Source organism: Paenibacillus hamazuiensis (assembly GCF_023276405.1).
GTDB classification, from domain to species: Bacteria; Bacillota; Bacilli; order Paenibacillales; family NBRC-103111; genus Paenibacillus_AF; species Paenibacillus_AF hamazuiensis.
In genome coordinates, this window is record NZ_JALRMO010000001.1 from 2,406,296 (window position 1) to 2,422,250 (window position 15,955).

Consider the following 15,955-nt stretch of genomic DNA (forward strand, 5'->3'; position numbering starts at 1 on the left):
CGAAACATCTGTAGCAGGGCAAAGCATTCAGGAGGTGGCCCGCATGCTTGATTTGATCCTGTCCGGCGGCAGCGTCGTGCTGAAAGACGAGGTCGCGCGGATCGATATCGGAATAAAGGACGGTAAGATCGCGCTGCTTCAGCCTCAAATTTCCGAATCCGCAGCTAAACGCATCGATGCGTCCGGCCTTCATATTATGCCCGGCATGGTTGACGTGCACGTTCATTTCAACGAACCCGGGATGGGACATTGGGAAGGATTTGCCGGCGGATCTGCGGCGCTCGCCGCCGGAGGCTGCACGACGTACGCGGATATGCCGCTGAACGGACTGCCGCCGACGGTATCGACCGATGCGCTGTACAGGAAACTGGAAGCGGCAAGGGCAGCCGGCTCGACCGTCGATTTTGTGTTATGGGGCGGACTTATGCCCGGCCATTTGGATGATCTGGAGTCGCTGGCCCGGTCGGGAGTTATCGGCTTCAAAGCTTTTATGTCGGAGCCCGGAGGCGACGGGGAAGGGCGCTTCGAGCGCATCGATGACGCCACGCTGTACGAAGGCATGCGCCACATCGCCGCCTTGGGCCGCGTGCTGGCGCTGCATGCCGAAGACGAGACGATGGTCTCCCGTTTATCCGCTGCAGCTGTGGCGGAAGGTCGCACCGGGATGCGCGATTACGCCGCTTCCCGCCCGATCGCCGCTGAATGTGCGGCGGTCGGGAAAGCTTTAGAGCTTGCTGCGAAAACCGGGTGTCCGCTGCATTTTGTCCACATCAGCTCGGCCGAGGCGGTGGATATCATCGAAGAGGCCAAGCGCCAAGGGATACCGGTGACGGTGGAAACGTGTCCGCATTATTTGACCTTGTGCGAGGACGATTTCGAGCGGCTCGGCACACTCGCGAAGTGTGCGCCGCCGCTGCGGACGAAGGCCGACCAGGACCGGCTTTGGCAAAAAGTGATCGACGGGCGCATCGACATGATCGCTTCGGATCATTCGCCCTGCCCGCCCGAGCTGAAGCGGCGGGGCAGCGCCTTTGAGGCGTGGGGCGGCATTGCCGGCGCTCAGAGCTCACTCGAGCTGATGGTGGATGAAGGCCACTTGAAGCGGGGGCTGCCGCTGCCTGGAATCGCGCAAATGCTGGCGCTGAACCCGGCTCGGCGGTTCGGGCTGCATCCGCGCAAAGGCGAGATCGCGCCAGGCGCCGATGCCGATTTGGCGCTGCTCGATCTGCGCAGCCCGTATACGCTCGCGGAGGAGATGCTGAAGCAGCGCCACAAATGCAGTCCGTACGTCGGCAGGCAGCTTGGCTGCCGGGTCGCAGCGACGTACAGCCGCGGACAGCGGGTATACGATGCGGGCAGCGGAGAGGTGGCGAGCGGGACAGGGAGTTGGATACCTGTATAGAAAACAGGAAGGGAGCGGTAAGACAATGACGACAAATGATGCCGATCGCATATCCGCTCGCCTGCTGGGCAAACAAGATCCGCCGCTGGAGGAGCTACTCGCGCTCGATTCGGAAGATGAAGCAGGAACTGATGGCAGTCCGCCCGAGCGGTTGTTCGCCAGGCAGGCGACGGCGCTGCTGAACCGTTTGGGGCAGTTTGGCGCCGATCCCGAAGGGGGGACGAGCCGACTGCTTTATTCACCGGCTTGGCAAAATGCGCAAGCGGCGCTGGAGGAATGGATGAACGGCTGCGGGCTGAGGCCATATTACGACGACGCCGGTAATTTGTTTGGGCGGCTTGAAGGGACCGATCCGCTCGATCGCGGCGTTATTTTGACCGGCTCGCATATCGATACGGTACGCCGGGGCGGGCTTTACGACGGCGCTTACGGCGTTGTCGGCGCATTGATCGCCGTCTCGTATTTGCAGCGAAAGTACGGACCGCCGCGGCGCACGCTCGAGGTCGTTTCGTTTGCGGAGGAGGAAGGCAGCCGCTTTCCGCTCACCTTTTGGGGCTCCGGCAACGTCACCGGCCTTTATGATACCCGAAAGACGCCGGATATCGTTGACGCGGAAGGCGTAACGCTTGCAGACGCGATGAACGGCGCGGGGTTTGGTTTAAAGCGTTACCGCCCAAGCCGGCGCAGCGATGTTCGCGCTTTTATCGAGCTTCACATCGAGCAGGGCGCCGTGCTGGAGCGCGAGCGCAAAACGATCGGCATCGTTCAAGGCATCGTCGGTCAAAAGCGCTTCACGTTTCACGTGAAGGGGGAGGCGAACCATGCCGGCACAACGCCGATGAGCTACCGCAAGGACGCGCTGAGCGCTGCCTGCGAGATGGCGCTGTACGTGAGGGAAGCGGCGCTGCAGGCGGGAGATCCGCTTGTCGCCACCGTCGGCAAGCTGGAAGCCTCCCCGGGGGTCGCCAATGTCGTTCCGGGCGCCGCCTCGTTTACCGTCGACATTCGCCATGCCGAAGCGGAAGCGCTCATGCTGTTTTGCCGCAGCATGCGGGAACGCTTCGAACAAATCGCCGCCCGGTATGGGGTGACGGTGGATGGCGAAGAGTGGATGAGCGCCGCGCCGGTGCCGATGAGCGCCAAGCTGACCGCTCTTCTCGGCAAGCTGTGCATTTCCCGCGGACTGCCGTACAGGTCGATGTACAGCGGAGCCGGGCACGATGCGCAGATCGTTTCCGCGATATGCCCGGCAGCGATGGTGTTCGTCCCGAGCTACAACGGAATCAGCCATTCCCCGCATGAATTTACGAGTGAGAACGATTTGGCGGCCGGCATCGTCGTGCTGGCCGATTTGCTGTATATGCTCGCGTATGAGGGGGAAGCAGCCATATGAAAATATACCGGGATTTATCCCCTTCGCCGCGCACCATCATGACGCCGGGTCCGGTGGAGGTGGACCCGCGCGTGCTGCGGGCGATGTCGATGCCGATACTCGGCCAATTCGACCCGGAATTTACCGGTCTTATGAATGAGACGATGGACATGCTGAGAGCTTTGTTCCGCACGCAAAACCGCTGGGCTTACCCGATCGACGGCACGTCGCGCTCAGGCATCGAGGCGGTGCTGACCGGACTTATTCGTCCGGGAGACCGCGTGCTTGTGCCGATCTACGGCCGTTTCGGCCATTTGCTCGTCGAAATCGCCGAGCGGCTCGGGGCTGAAGTGGCGACGATGGAGCAGGAATGGGGCCACGTGTTCGAGCCGGACGACGTAATCCGCCGGATCAAGCAGGTGCGGCCGCGGCTTGTCGCGATCGTACACGGCGAAACGTCGACCGGCTGCGTGCAGCCGCTCGCCGAAATCGGCCGCGCCTGCCGCGAGCTGGACGTCCTGATCGCCGTCGATGCGGTCGCTACGATCGGCGGGATGAATGTCGCCGCCGACGAATGGATGCTCGACGCGGTTATCGGCGGCACGCAAAAATGCCTTTCCGTGCCGGCCGGCATGGCGCCGATCACGTACAACGACCGCGCGGCGGTACAGGTGGAGAAGCGCAAGCGCATCGAGCGCGGCTTGCGCGAACCGGCGGCAGGGCGGCCTCAGGACGATTTTATCCGCAGCAACTATTTTGACCTGAGCCAGCTGCAGGATTACTGGAGCCCCGCCAGACTGAACCACCATACGGAAGCGACGTCCATGCTGTATGCGCTGCGCGAAGGGCTGAGGCTCGTGCTCGAAGAAGGATTGGAGCGTCGGTTCGCCCGTCACATGCAGCACGAGCAGGCTCTCGTGACGGGACTTTCCGCAATGGGGCTCAGCCTCTTCGGAGATACGTCCTGCAAAATGCCGATGGTCACCTGTGTGAACATCCCGGACGATGTGGACGGGGAGTCGGTCCGTTCGATGCTGCTGCACGACTTTGGCATCGAGATCGCCGGCTCGTTCGGGCCGCTTAAAGGGAAGATTTGGCGCATCGGCACGATGGGCTACAGCTGCAGCAAAAAAAACGTGCTTCACGTACTCGGAGCGCTTGAAGCCGTGCTGCTCCATCACGGCCACCGCGTGCCCGCGGGCGAAGCGGTGCAATCGGCATTGTCCGTATATGGAAGGGAAACCGTATAAGCAATTTACTCTAAAACAGACATCCGTGCCGCTGTTGCCCGTTACATGCACAGACCGCGAATGCAGCAAACAGAATTTCCGGTTCCGGATTTGATTTTAACGACGATTCTACGTGTGGTTTCTGTATGAAAAGTCGTATACAAGTTACGCAGTGATCGTAAAACGGACCAATTTACATGAAAAATCAAATACATTCATACCTAATGATGGTATAATCGAAAAATATATATGAAAAATTAGATATAAATTTTCTTTTTGCGTCAGATCCAACTAGTGTATTTGAAAAATCACACAAATTAACGAATGAACTGGCGTTAAATAAAATTACATCATAATCGAATCATTATGGTTGTCAAAACACAGCCGCAGTCTGAGACTTTATTTTGCAGGTCTTGGTTGGCGGCTGTTTTACTTTTTGTAGGTATCAACTTTTTTTCCACACGAATCTTCCGCCATATCAAGCAATCCAGACTAAATCTATATGTTTCGCCAGTACGGAAACCAACTTCAACCCCCACTTACCTAAAGGTAAGCTTCTCTCAAACATTTCACTAATTTCGGCGGCGCGCCGGACGTACTATAATAAAAGAGGATGCGCCCATGGGCGAAGCATTTTATGAAGGAGTGAGTCCGCTATGAATCATCGCAAGTTAGGCCGCACCGGCTTGAAAGTGTCGGAAATCAGTCTGGGCTGCATGGCGTTCGGCCGCTGGATCGACGAGAAGATGTCGTTTCAGGTGCTCGATACCGCTCTGGACGCAGGCATTACGCTGTTTGATACCGCCGATGTATACGGCAGAGGAATGGATATCGGCGACCCGTCGCTATCCGGAGAATCGGAAACGATTTTGGGACGATGGCTTAAAGGGAAAAGAGACCGCATCATCCTCGCCACCAAGGTTCACGGCCGCGTAGGCAGCGGTCCTAACGATGCGGGACAAAGCCGCTATCATATTATGCGCGCCGTGGAAAACAGTCTGAAACGTCTTGATACCGATTACATCGACTTGTACCAGGTACACCGCTTCGATGAAAATACACCTCTTGAGGAGACGCTTCGCGCGCTGGACGACCTGGTGCGGCAGGGCAAAGTGCGCTACATCGGCTGCTCGAACTTCAGCGCCTGGCAGATCGCCAAAGCTCATGGCATCAGCGCCCTGCAGGGTCTGGAACGATTTGAAAGCGTTCAACCGCAGTACAGCCTGATCGCGCGCCAGATCGAGCAGGAGCTGCTGCCGTTTTGCCGGTCCGAGCAAGTCGGCGTCATCGTGTACAGCCCGCTCGGCAGAGGGATGCTGACCGGCAAATACCGGCTCGGCGAAGCGCCTCCGGAAGGCACCCGTGCCGCCGCCGGAGAGAAGCGGCTGCAGTCGCTGATGGCGCAGACGGACAACTTCGAGCTGGTGGATAAGCTGAAGCCGTTTGCCGAAAGGCGAGACTGCACCTTGGCGCAGTTTGCGCTCGCGTGGGTGCTGAACAGTCCCGTCATTTCATCGGCTATTCTCGGCGCATCGAAGCCGCAGCATATTATGGATGCACTGCCTTATGCGGAGCAGAAGCTGACCGACGAAGAGCTGGCGGAAATCGACAAGCTGTGCGGCATTTCACAAGCGGAATAATGAAGCGGGGAGGAAGTTGACATGCAAACACGCAAGCTAGGGCGTTTGAATCATTACAGCTCCGTCGTGATGTTCGGAGCGGCCAAGCTCGGCCAGGTGACGCAGGAAGAGGCGGACCGCTCGATCGAATTCGCACTGGAAAGCGGCATCAACCATTTCGATACGGCGGCCAGCTACGGCGATGCGGAGCTGAGAATGGGGCCGCTCATGAAGAAATATCATAACAAGCTGTTTCTTGCGACCAAAACCGGAGAGCGGACGAAAGACAAAGCGAAGGAGCAAATATACCGCTCGCTGGAGCGGCTTCAGGTCGACCGTGTGGATCTGCTCCAGCTCCATGCTGTCGGAACGATCGAAGAGCTCGATAAATGCACGGGAAGCGGCGGAGCGCTGGAAGCCGCCATCGAGGCGAAAGAGGAAGGCATCATAGGGGCGATCGGCATCACCGGCCACGGCCATTTGGCGCCGGCGACGCATCTGGAAGCGCTTCGCCGGTTTCCGTTCGAGACCGTGCTTTGTCCGCTCAACTACCGGCTGTATTCGATCCCCGAATACCGGGCGTCATTCGACGAGCTGCTGGAGGAAACCCGCCGTCGGCAAGTGGCGCTGCGCGTAATCAAAGCGATTGCCAAAGGCCCTTGGGCGGAACATCAGGAACGCCGCTACGCGACGTGGTACGAACCGTTCGACGAGCAAAAGATCATCGACGCCTGCGTCCATTTCGTGTTATCCTTCGAAGGCGTGGCCGGCTTCGCCAGCGCCGGAGACATTCATCTGCTGCCGAAAATCGTCAGCGCGGTGAACCGTTTGGGCGAGATGGGCAAGGATGAATATACGCAAATTTTAAGCAGCCTCGATTCGTACGAAAGCCCGTTCGGCTCGCCGACATCGATCGCCTAGAATCGCGCTATTCATGGAACCTTGGAAAAAACGATCTGGATTTTATGGATCGGCGTGCTGCTCTGCAGCTCCAGCTATTCGATGGCGGTTTTGTGTTAACCGGAGCGATTTTGATCGCTACCGGCGGAACGATTTTTGCCGGAGCGCAAAGAGGGTGGGCCGAAAAGGAGAGAGGGATCGGTATTTCTTAGATTGAGGGACCTTGCAGCTCCAAAACTCAAAAAGACGCTAAGATCAGCGTGCCGCCGCTGCTTAGCGTCTTTACTACGCTTTATCCCCGCGAAGTGTTCCGAGGCGGATGCGTCGCCAAGGGAGTCTGCTCAAACTGCATGTTATAGAACCTGGCGTAAATCCCGTTTTTCTTAAGAAGCTCCGCATGCGTGCCTTCCTCGGCAATACCCTGCTCCGAAAGCACGATAATGCGGTCCGCATTCCGGATGGTTGACAGCCTGTGCGCAATGACGAAGGTCGTGCGATTTCGGGCGAGCTTTTCAAAGCTTTCCTGCACGACGCGTTCGCTTTCGGTGTCCAGGGCGGATGTCGCTTCGTCGAAAATCAAAATCGAAGGGTTTTTCAAAAACACTCTGGCAATGCTGATGCGCTGCTTCTGGCCTCCGGATAACTTTACGCCGCGCTGCCCGATCTGAGCGTCGTATCCGCCCGGAAGCGACATAATAAATTCATGCGCATTCGCATGTTTGGCGGCTTCGACGATTTCCGCATCGGTTGCTCCCGGCTTTCCGTACCGGATATTCTCCTTGACCGTACCGGAGAACAAATACACGTCCTGCTGGACGATTCCGATATGGCTGCGCAGCGACCTCAGCTTGACATGTTTGATATCCGTCCCGTCAATTTTGATTGTGCCTTCACTGGTTTCGTAAAAACGCGGAATCAAGCTGCAAAGCGTCGTTTTCCCGGCTCCGGACGACCCGACAAGCGCAATGTATTCGCCGGGATTTGCCGTTATGTTGATATTGCTTAAAACGTAACTCGCGTCACCGGCATACTGGAAGCTTACGCCCTTAAACTCCACCTTGCCTTTGACGCCGTGGAGCTCTGCGGCATCCGGGACGTCCGTAATGTCCGGCCGGATGGCCATCAGTTCCATAAACCGCTCGAAGCCGGCGACCCCGTTTTGTAAATTTTGCGTGAAGTTCACGAGCCTTTTCACCGGATCGATGAGCGTGCCGATATAAAGCAGAAATGTGATTAGCTCGGTCAGCGCCAGACGGTTATAGCTGATCAGCAGGGCGCCCACGATGACGACTGAAACGGTCATGAACGAGATAAATCCGGTCAAGCCGTTGAAAAAAAGCGCCTCCGCCAAATAGCCGCGTTTCCGGCTTTCCAGAAACCGCCGGTTGCTGCTCCTGAATTTTTCCATTTCAATATGTTCGTTTGCGAACGACTGGACGACTCTGATCCCGGAAAGGCTGTCTTCGATCTGCGCGTTGACATCTGCGATGAGTTCCTTGTTTTTTTTCAGCGCGTTTTTCACTTTAATGCTGTAGCGGTAAGCAAAAGCAAACATAAACGGCAGGATCAAAAAAATGGTCAGCGTCAGAGACCCGTTGATATTGACCAATATACAAAACGAACCGACGATTCGGACCAAGGAAATCATGATATCTTCGGGTCCGTGGTGCGCAAGCTCCGAAATATCGAACAAATCGCTTGTGATACGCGACATCAGCTGCCCGGTGCGCGTATTGTCGTGGTAGCTGAAAGACAGCTTTTGGACGTGACCGAACAGATCGGTTCTCATATCGGCTTCCATGTCGGCCCCCATCGCATGACCGAAATAGTCCGTATAGAAGTTGCTGGCATATTCCACGATCATCAGGAATAAAAAAATGCCGATCATTTTTAACACGAGCGGTGTGTCGATGCCATGCTCGCTTATTGCTTTTTCCGTAATTTGGTTAATCAGCATCGGATAAGCGAGCACGATTGCCGATGCCAGCGAAGCAAAAAACAAATCCGCAATGAGCGCTTTTTTATAAGGCTTGTAGTAACCTGTAAACTTTTTCAGTTTTTCCACGAATATGCCTCCAGTGAACGATTCTTTGAAACAACACGGTATTTTCTTCCGCCGACATATCGCCCATCATCACTGTTATTGCATTTGTTCTCATGTGGAATCCCCTCCAAAGTTTTATTGATTTTATGGTAACATCGGAACACCGTTCGTAATATGTAACATTTTATTATAATCAGTTCATCCGCCAACTTTCCATTATAAGTAAAAAAATGAAATCATCCGAATTCGCTAAATGCAAAACGCCGTACCCACGGAGGGGAACGGCGTATTTGGCGTTTATACGTGTCGCTGGTTTAAGAAGGATTGCGGTGGTCAATCGCTTCGGACATCGTTTTGTCCGTCAAATGAGCGTAAATTTGCGTTGTTTCCGGAGAAGCATGACCGAGCTGTTCTTGCGTCTTGTACAAATCGTTGCGTAAATAATAATCGGTCGCAAAGGAGTGCCGCAGCTTGTGCACCGACAAATACGGCTTGCCGAACCGTTTGGCGTATTTGACGACCATCTCCTGAATAGCGCGTTTGGTCATCCGTTCGCCTTCATGTTTGCCGTTGGCGATCGCGAGAAACAGCGCTTTTTCCCGTTTTGCCGGACGGTACCGGCTTTGCCGCAGCAGCAAATACTGCTGAATATCGTCGATGGCTTCCTGCCGGAAATAGACCGGAGTTTTGAAAGTGTCGTCGTTTTTCCCTTTGCGGTAAACGTAGGCGAGTTTTTTCTTGATGTCCACGTCGTCGATGTTCAAATTCACCACTTCCGATACGCGCAAGCCGGAATTGAGCACAAGGCTGACGATGCAGGCGTCCCGTACCTTGTTGAGCTCGTACGAATACAGCGCCTGCTTGTTGCTGGCCACGTCCTGCGGATAGCCGTTTTTGATATAATGGATAAATTCGGCAATTTCTTCCTCTTGCAGCAGCTTGCCCTCCAGCTTGGCGGCGGAATCCTTAGGCTTATGCGTTCGCTTGATCTCCACTTTGGCCATCACGTTGCGCTTTAGCAGCGGATAAAAGTTTTCGTCCTCGGCAATTTGGCTCAAATAATGGAACAGCGAACGCAGGGAAGAGAGCTTGCGCGAAATCGTCGTTCGGGTGTTCGCGTTTTCCTTGCGGGTGGATAGGAACATCTTGAAGTTGTCGATGCTGTCCATATGCAGCCGCTCCAAATCGGTGATCGGGATGTCCCGGATCACGGACGCCTCAGTTAGTCCCTCGGCAAGCAGCCAGGAGAAAAACGTATCATAATCCCGCACGTATTCGAGCAGCGAGGACGGGGACAGATCCGGCAGCTTGTAATTGATGAACTTTTCCACATACCACGGCATGGAGGGCAATCTTTTTTCCAGCTCCTGGCGGTCTTTGACTTTAATGACGTTCATGGAAAGCACCTCGTCCAGCAAATAGTTAACATAATTATTGTTATGTAATCTTGATAAAAAAGGCAAAAAAAACCGGCCTCAACAATATCATACCATCTGTCCGAACATATTGCATTTCGCTGCAGTGACGATTGCAACTATGGCGGCTTGCCGCCGTCATATATTACAAACGAAGACTTCGAGGGAGGGACGATATGAAGACGCTGGTGTTTAACGTTACATTTATAATCCTGCTGATCTTTTTGCCATCCGGCTGCGAAAACGACAATCTGGCCATACGGGAAATGGCTTCGAATTCCGCAATCTCTTCGGAAAGCGCGGCGCCAAGTTCCGCCATGGCGCCTGCCTCTGCGCCATCGCAGGACAAACCGGATACGTATATTTTGTCTGAAAACAAACTGGAGGAGAGCCGCGATCTTCGGGGTTTTACGCTGCTGGTTCGCATGACGGAAGGCGTATACCGGGAAGAGAAGGAGCCCGGACCGTTTCAAGGCTGGCAGTGGGAAGGGAAGTTTCTGCTCGAGCTCATTGATGCGCAAGGAAAAGCCGATTCTTCGCTCAGTCTGAACGATGCCTTCGGCGAAACGCCGCTCCGCTTTCATAAGAAATTTGAGATCCCATTTGTGGATTACAACAATGATGGAGCCCTTGACTTCGCCATCGGCCAATACGCATCGAGCAATTTATACGCATACCGGCTGTTTACGGTCAAGCCGGACGGAATCGCTCCGCTGCCGGTGCGAGGGGTAGCTGAGCTGATGAGTTCGGACCGTTCTTATGCGGCCTCATTTCCAATGACTTCGAAAGATGCTTTTGTCGTGCCCGTATATGACAATGCAACGGGAAAACACCGGGAAGACCGCTATGAATGGCGGAACGGGGCGTTCTCGTTTCTTCAGCCTGATCGCTGATTGCAGAAAGAAAAATGGAGCAGACGGAAATTGTTCCGCGTTGCTCCATTTTTTATCGTCGTGTCATGCCAGCTCGGGGTGGGGCATGTCGAAATCGGCATCGGAAAATTTGCCGTTCGTCGAAGCGACCGCTTGGGACAGCATCCGGCGATCATCCATCGGCTTCAGCAGCGCCTGCAGCTCGAGCGGCTCTTTTAGCTCCTGAGCGAGCCAAAGCTCCACCTCCTCCGGCCCCAGAATAGCCGGCATCCGGTTCATGTACGGCGCGACGAGCGGATTGGCTTCGGTCATCAGCATCGTACAGGTGCGAAGCTCGTCGCCGGAAGATGAGCGCCATACGTCGTAAAGCCCGGCGATGCCGAACGTTCCGCCGCGCATCGTCAGCTTGACCCGTACGGTCCGCTTGTTCTCGGTTTGCGTAATATAAAATCCGCTGCTGGGGATGACACATCGCTGCTTTTTCAAAATGCGCTGAAACGCCCGCTTCTCCAGGATCGCCCGGCTGTCGAGCCATACGGAGTCTTTCGCCCAAAACGGCATCAGCCCCCAGCGAAATTCGTCGAGCTGACGTTCGTTTTTACGGACGAGGATCGCCGAAAGCGACTCGGTAGGGCTGATTTCCCGCCGGCCTGCCGAATAAAACAACACGTTATCGATGCGAAACTGCTCGGTCAACTGCCGAACGTCTGCCCCGATAGAAATCGAATTGCACATCCACGCCACCACCACATCATGATTTTTAGTTATTGTTTTCCATTTCGGCCAAAATGATGTAGAGGGGATAAAAAAACATGAGGTGATCGTAAGATAATTGCGTTGACACGACACCAAGTGGTGGCATATAATCAAATCGACACCAAATAGTGACTGATTGGGAATTCCCGCCCGTGGGCGCTTCGTTCGCAGTGCCGCATACTTTAGCAGGTCGTGAAATTACGGCTGCCCCTTGGTAAACCTATATATAGGAGGGGGTGTTATGAACGAAAACAACCATTTTCGGGATGTGTTTGACGCGATTGCAGACCCAACCAGGCGCCGGCTGATTCGTCTGTTGGCAGAGGCGGGGGAGACACCGCTTCATGAATTGACGGCACAGCTTCCAATGGGCCGGACCGCGGTATCCAAACATTTGAGCATTCTTAAAGAAGCCGGATTGGTACTTGACCGAAAAGTCGGCAGAGAAACGCTATTCAGGTTAAACGCCTCTCCACTTAGAGAAATTCAAGATTGGGTGGCTTTCTACAGCAAGTTCTGGAGTACAAATATGCTGCGATTAAACGAGCTATTGGAGGAGGAGGAAAAATGAGTTTAACATTAACTTTGGATTTTCAGTACACGACATCAATGGAGAAGCTTTGGTCCGCTTTAACCGATTCAAGCAAGCTTGCCAAATGGACCATGGAAAATGATTTTAAGCCCATCGTAGGACACCGTTTTCAGTTTCGCGCGCAGCCAACCGAATATTGGGATGGCATTGTTGAAGGCGAAGTGCTTATCGTGGAAGCACCCAACCGGTTGTCCTATACTTGGGGCACCGGGGATGAGAAGCACACGGTCACCTGGACGCTGCAGGATTTAGGTGACGGAAAGGTTAACCTTCATCTCGAACAAACCGGAATCTCAAACGCTCAAGCTCTCGGAGGAGCTAAGTATGGCTGGACCAATTGGTGCGGCGAGCTTGAAAAGTTGTTGGAACAATAACCGCTTTCGATACTGCATATGTTAATTGAACCGTGCCTGACCTGGATCAACATAAACCGGCTGCAAACTGTATGCAGCCGGTTTATGTTGATTCGGATGATCTTCAATGTGAAAATATAAGTAGAAATAACACCAGCGGAAGGATGGTAAGCATGAGCGAATCTAATCGGGAGTATATCGTAATCTCGGGTGCGAGGGAAAACAATCTCAAGAACGTATCCTTGTGCATTCCAAAACGGAAGATCGTGATTTTCACCGGAGTATCCGGTTCCGGCAAGTCATCGATCGTTTTCGATACCATCGCCGCGGAATCCCAGCGTCTGCTGAATGAAAATTTCAGCATGTTCGTCCGCACTTTCCTGCCACGCATTCCGCAGCCGGATACAGATGCGATCGAGAATTTGAGCATGGCTGTTATTGTGGATCAAAAGCGGCTGGGCGGCGGTTCCCATTCCACGTTGGGCACGATTACCGATATCTCTCCCATTCTCCGTCTTCTCTTCTCCCGAGTGGGCCGGCCTTATGTCGGACAAGCCCACATGTTCTCATTTAACGATCCGCAAGGCATGTGTCCCGAGTGCAACGGGATCGGACGCAGGCTGGGCGTTGACATGAGCAAGGCGGTGGACATGTCAAAGTCGCTTAATGAAGGGGCCATTATGCTGCCGGACTATTCGGTGAATGGTTGGGAATGGAACATGGTGGTGCAGTCAGGTTCCTTTGATCCCGATAAGAAACTTAGTGATTATTCGGAGGAAGAGCTGGAGCAGCTGCTGTACGGCAAGGCAAGGAAAGTGCAGATGGATTTCGCAGGCAAGGCAATGAATATTACGGTGGAAGGCGTCATCGAGAAGTTCACCAACAAATACATCAAGCAGGATCTGAAGTCAAAGTCCGAGCGCACACAAAAAGCGGTTGCGCCATACATCTCCGAAGGTCCCTGCTCCAGCTGCCGCGGCGCGAGACTCAATCAAGCCGCGCTGGGCTGCAGGATCAATGGGCTCAATATTGCGGAGATGTCCTCCATGGAGGTTGGGCAGCTCATCCGCGTCATTCGGGAGATTGACGACGCGATCGCCGCGCCGGCGGTCAAGTCGCTGACGGAGCGGCTGCAGCATCTGGTGGATATCGGACTTGACTACTTGACGCTCGACCGCGAGACGGATACATTGTCCGGAGGCGAGTCACAGCGCGTCAAGATGGTAAAGCACCTGAGCGGCAGTCTGGTGGATGTCACTTACATCTTCGATGAACCCAGCGTCGGATTGCACCCCCGAGACGTTCACCGGTTAAACGAATTGCTTCAAAAGCTGCGCGACAAAGGCAATACCGTGATTGTCGTCGAGCATGATCCCGATGTGATCAAGGTGGCGGATCATATCGTCGACGTCGGACCTCACGCCGGAAGCCGCGGCGGTACCATCGTGTATGAAGGAAGCTTCCAAGGCCTGCTGGAATCAGATACACTGACAGGCACCCACATGAAGCGGCCGCTTCAGCTGAAGCACGATTGCAGGAAGCCGTCCGGTAAGCTGTCCATCGAGAATGCCACACTGCATAACTTGCGGAACGTAAGTGTGGATATTCCAACCGGAGTGCTCACGGTAGTTACGGGTGTCGCCGGTTCGGGCAAAAGTACGCTGATTAACGAAGTATTCCTCAGCCGGCATCCAGATGCGATCGTCATCGACCAATCGGCGGTAGGCGTGTCGACACGTTCGAATCCCGCGACCTATACGGGCATTATGGATGATATACGCAAGGCGTTTGCTTCCGCGAACAAGGTGAATCAAGGGTTGTTCAGCTTCAACTCCAAGGGGGCGTGCGAGAACTGTCAGGGACTGGGGGTTGTGTATACGGACCTTGCATTTCTCGAAAGTGTGAAGCTGCCATGCGAAGTATGCGGAGGCAAACGGTTCAAGGAAGAGGTCCTCGCGTACAAGTTGAACGGCAAGTCCATTGCGGAAGTGCTCGAGATGACTGTGGAGCAGGCGTTGGATTTTTTTCAGCTCAAGGAGGTTGTGCGCAAGCTCCAGGCGATGAGCGATGTGGGGCTGAACTATATTACACTCGGCCAACCGCTCAGCACGCTCTCGGGCGGGGAATGCCAGCGCATCAAGCTGGCAAGCGAGCTGCATAAGAACGGCAGCATCTACGTGATGGACGAGCCGACGACCGGCCTGCATATGTCGGATATCGGACATCTTATGGAGATCATGAACCGCCTCGTGGATGCCGGCAATACGGTGATCGTCATCGAGCACAACCTCGATGTGATCAGCCAAGCGGATTGGATCATCGACATGGGACCGGACGGAGGGAGCAGGGGCGGTCAAGTGGTGTTCGAGGGCACACCCGCACAGATCATCCACGCGGAGCAGTCGATCACGGGAAAATATTTGATGAATACTTCAAATCCAGTGTAGTCATGCACGGATTCGTCATATGCGAAAAGGACCCCGGGTTTCCGGGAGTTCCTTTATTCGCCTTAACTTGCTGCTGCAGGTTAAGGCTTTTTTGCGTCCATAGACGTAGATCACATATTTTCCCACAATCCGGCGATAACGTGTCCATAATCGTTTTATATATTTAATGCCATAGGGACGCTGACCCAGCGAACCTGAACATATAACTCGAAGGGAGATTGATGATCCATGAATCCAAAAACAATGAAACGACTCGCTCCGATCGGAGCACTTGCCGCCATGATGCTGCTTTCGACCGGCAGCCTGGCCGCAGCTGAAACGGAAGGCGCAACTGCATCCAAGGAGACCTCGGCGGTGCAAGCCGTTCCGGCGCAAAAGCCGATCGTTTACGCAAACGTGATGAACGATGGGCTGCTCGCTAACCCTGCGCATGCGCGCAATTATTGGAAGCTTCTCGTAGGCGCATACGCGCCCGATCAGTCGGGAGCATGGAATGCCGCTTTGGAAGAACGTAAGCAGGTGGAAGAAACCTTTCCGAAATTAAAGGCGTCTAAGACTATAAGGATCCAGGGCTCGGGCACTGGCGTCATTGTCGGAGAAGCGAAGGACAAAGCTGATGAGGTCAACCCGGCTGATGCTGAAGCGTCTGAAAAACAGATAATCAAAATTCCCGATAAAAATGAGGGCGGGGATATTCCGCAAATCATCAAGGTTCAAAAGGCAACTGATGTGGACGGTAAATCGGAAATGAAGGAACTGCCTGCACACATTCAGCGACAAATCAAGCTGGGAGAAGCGGTAGAAGCGGGAGACGCCGATGCCATCCGCGCGCTGCTGCCCGATCTGCTCAACGACTATCGACAGGAGACCCAGAAGCAAAAAGAAATTCAGGAGAAGCTGAAAGTGGCAGAAGAACAAGCAGACAAAACAAATCCATAACTTGGGAGGAAACCG

Annotated in this window: 13 protein-coding genes; 10 read left to right on the forward strand and 3 right to left on the reverse strand. The window is 54.4% G+C overall.

Annotation, left to right across the window (positions count from 1 at the left end; all coding sequences use genetic code 11):
- Positions 1 to 43 precede the first annotated feature (43 nt).
- The 5 genes from MYS68_RS10625 (at position 44) to MYS68_RS10645 (ending at position 6,543) form a co-directional block, all read left to right on the forward strand.
- Entirely contained in the window at positions 44 to 1,402 is a 1,359-nt protein-coding gene (locus tag MYS68_RS10625) for an allantoinase (protein ID WP_248925818.1), read from the forward strand.
- A gap of 25 nt (positions 1,403 to 1,427) precedes the next feature.
- The gene (gene allC, locus MYS68_RS10630; RefSeq protein ID WP_248925819.1) at positions 1,428 to 2,795 is read left to right on the forward strand and encodes an allantoate deiminase; all 1,368 of its coding nucleotides are present in this window, start codon (positions 1,428 to 1,430) and stop codon (positions 2,793 to 2,795) included.
- Positions 2,792 to 4,024, forward strand: coding sequence for a pyridoxal-phosphate-dependent aminotransferase family protein (locus MYS68_RS10635; protein ID WP_248925820.1), 1,233 nt, complete (start codon positions 2,792 to 2,794; stop codon positions 4,022 to 4,024). Before allC ends, MYS68_RS10635 begins: the two co-directional genes overlap by 4 nt.
- Positions 4,025 to 4,659: 635 nt before the next feature.
- On the forward strand, positions 4,660 to 5,643 hold the full coding sequence (locus MYS68_RS10640) for an aldo/keto reductase (RefSeq protein WP_248925821.1): 984 nt from the start codon (positions 4,660 to 4,662) through the stop codon (positions 5,641 to 5,643).
- A 21-nt stretch (positions 5,644 to 5,664) separates the two neighbouring features.
- On the forward strand, positions 5,665 to 6,543 hold the full coding sequence (locus MYS68_RS10645) for an aldo/keto reductase (protein WP_248925822.1): 879 nt from the start codon (positions 5,665 to 5,667) through the stop codon (positions 6,541 to 6,543).
- A 271-nt stretch (positions 6,544 to 6,814) separates the two neighbouring features.
- Here MYS68_RS10645 and MYS68_RS10650 read toward each other — a convergent pair whose 3' ends face one another.
- The gene (locus MYS68_RS10650; protein ID WP_248925823.1) at positions 6,815 to 8,587 is read right to left on the reverse strand and encodes an ABC transporter ATP-binding protein; all 1,773 of its coding nucleotides are present in this window, start codon (positions 8,585 to 8,587) and stop codon (positions 6,815 to 6,817) included.
- A 293-nt stretch (positions 8,588 to 8,880) separates the two neighbouring features.
- Positions 8,881 to 9,963 (reverse strand): tyrosine recombinase XerS, encoded by a 1,083-nt coding sequence (xerS, locus tag MYS68_RS10655; protein ID WP_248925824.1) that lies wholly within the window; start codon positions 9,961 to 9,963, stop codon positions 8,881 to 8,883.
- A 194-nt stretch (positions 9,964 to 10,157) separates the two neighbouring features.
- Between xerS and MYS68_RS10660 the strand changes: the two genes are divergently transcribed.
- The gene (locus MYS68_RS10660) at positions 10,158 to 10,874 is read left to right on the forward strand and encodes a hypothetical protein (RefSeq protein ID WP_248925825.1); all 717 of its coding nucleotides are present in this window, start codon (positions 10,158 to 10,160) and stop codon (positions 10,872 to 10,874) included.
- 63 nt (positions 10,875 to 10,937) lie between these two features.
- On the opposite strand, the gene MYS68_RS10665 is transcribed toward MYS68_RS10660, so the two are convergent.
- Positions 10,938 to 11,588 (reverse strand): SOS response-associated peptidase, encoded by a 651-nt coding sequence (locus tag MYS68_RS10665; protein WP_248925826.1) that lies wholly within the window; start codon positions 11,586 to 11,588, stop codon positions 10,938 to 10,940.
- A gap of 262 nt (positions 11,589 to 11,850) precedes the next feature.
- Here MYS68_RS10665 and MYS68_RS10670 point away from each other — a divergent pair, with 262 nt between their 5' ends.
- The 4 genes from MYS68_RS10670 (at position 11,851) to MYS68_RS10685 (ending at position 15,940) form a co-directional block, all read left to right on the forward strand.
- Complete coding sequence (locus MYS68_RS10670) at positions 11,851 to 12,180, forward strand: ArsR/SmtB family transcription factor (protein WP_248925827.1); 330 nt, start codon at positions 11,851 to 11,853, stop codon at positions 12,178 to 12,180.
- Positions 12,177 to 12,575 (forward strand): SRPBCC family protein, encoded by a 399-nt coding sequence (locus MYS68_RS10675; RefSeq protein ID WP_248925828.1) that lies wholly within the window; start codon positions 12,177 to 12,179, stop codon positions 12,573 to 12,575. The genes MYS68_RS10670 and MYS68_RS10675 overlap by 4 nt, the downstream gene beginning before the upstream one ends.
- A gap of 152 nt (positions 12,576 to 12,727) precedes the next feature.
- Complete coding sequence (locus tag MYS68_RS10680) at positions 12,728 to 15,001, forward strand: ATP-binding cassette domain-containing protein (RefSeq protein ID WP_248925829.1); 2,274 nt, start codon at positions 12,728 to 12,730, stop codon at positions 14,999 to 15,001.
- A gap of 228 nt (positions 15,002 to 15,229) precedes the next feature.
- A complete protein-coding gene (locus MYS68_RS10685; RefSeq protein ID WP_248925830.1) occupies positions 15,230 to 15,940 on the forward strand; it encodes a hypothetical protein in 711 nt (236 codons plus the stop codon).
- The last annotated feature ends 15 nt before the right edge of the window (positions 15,941 to 15,955 follow it).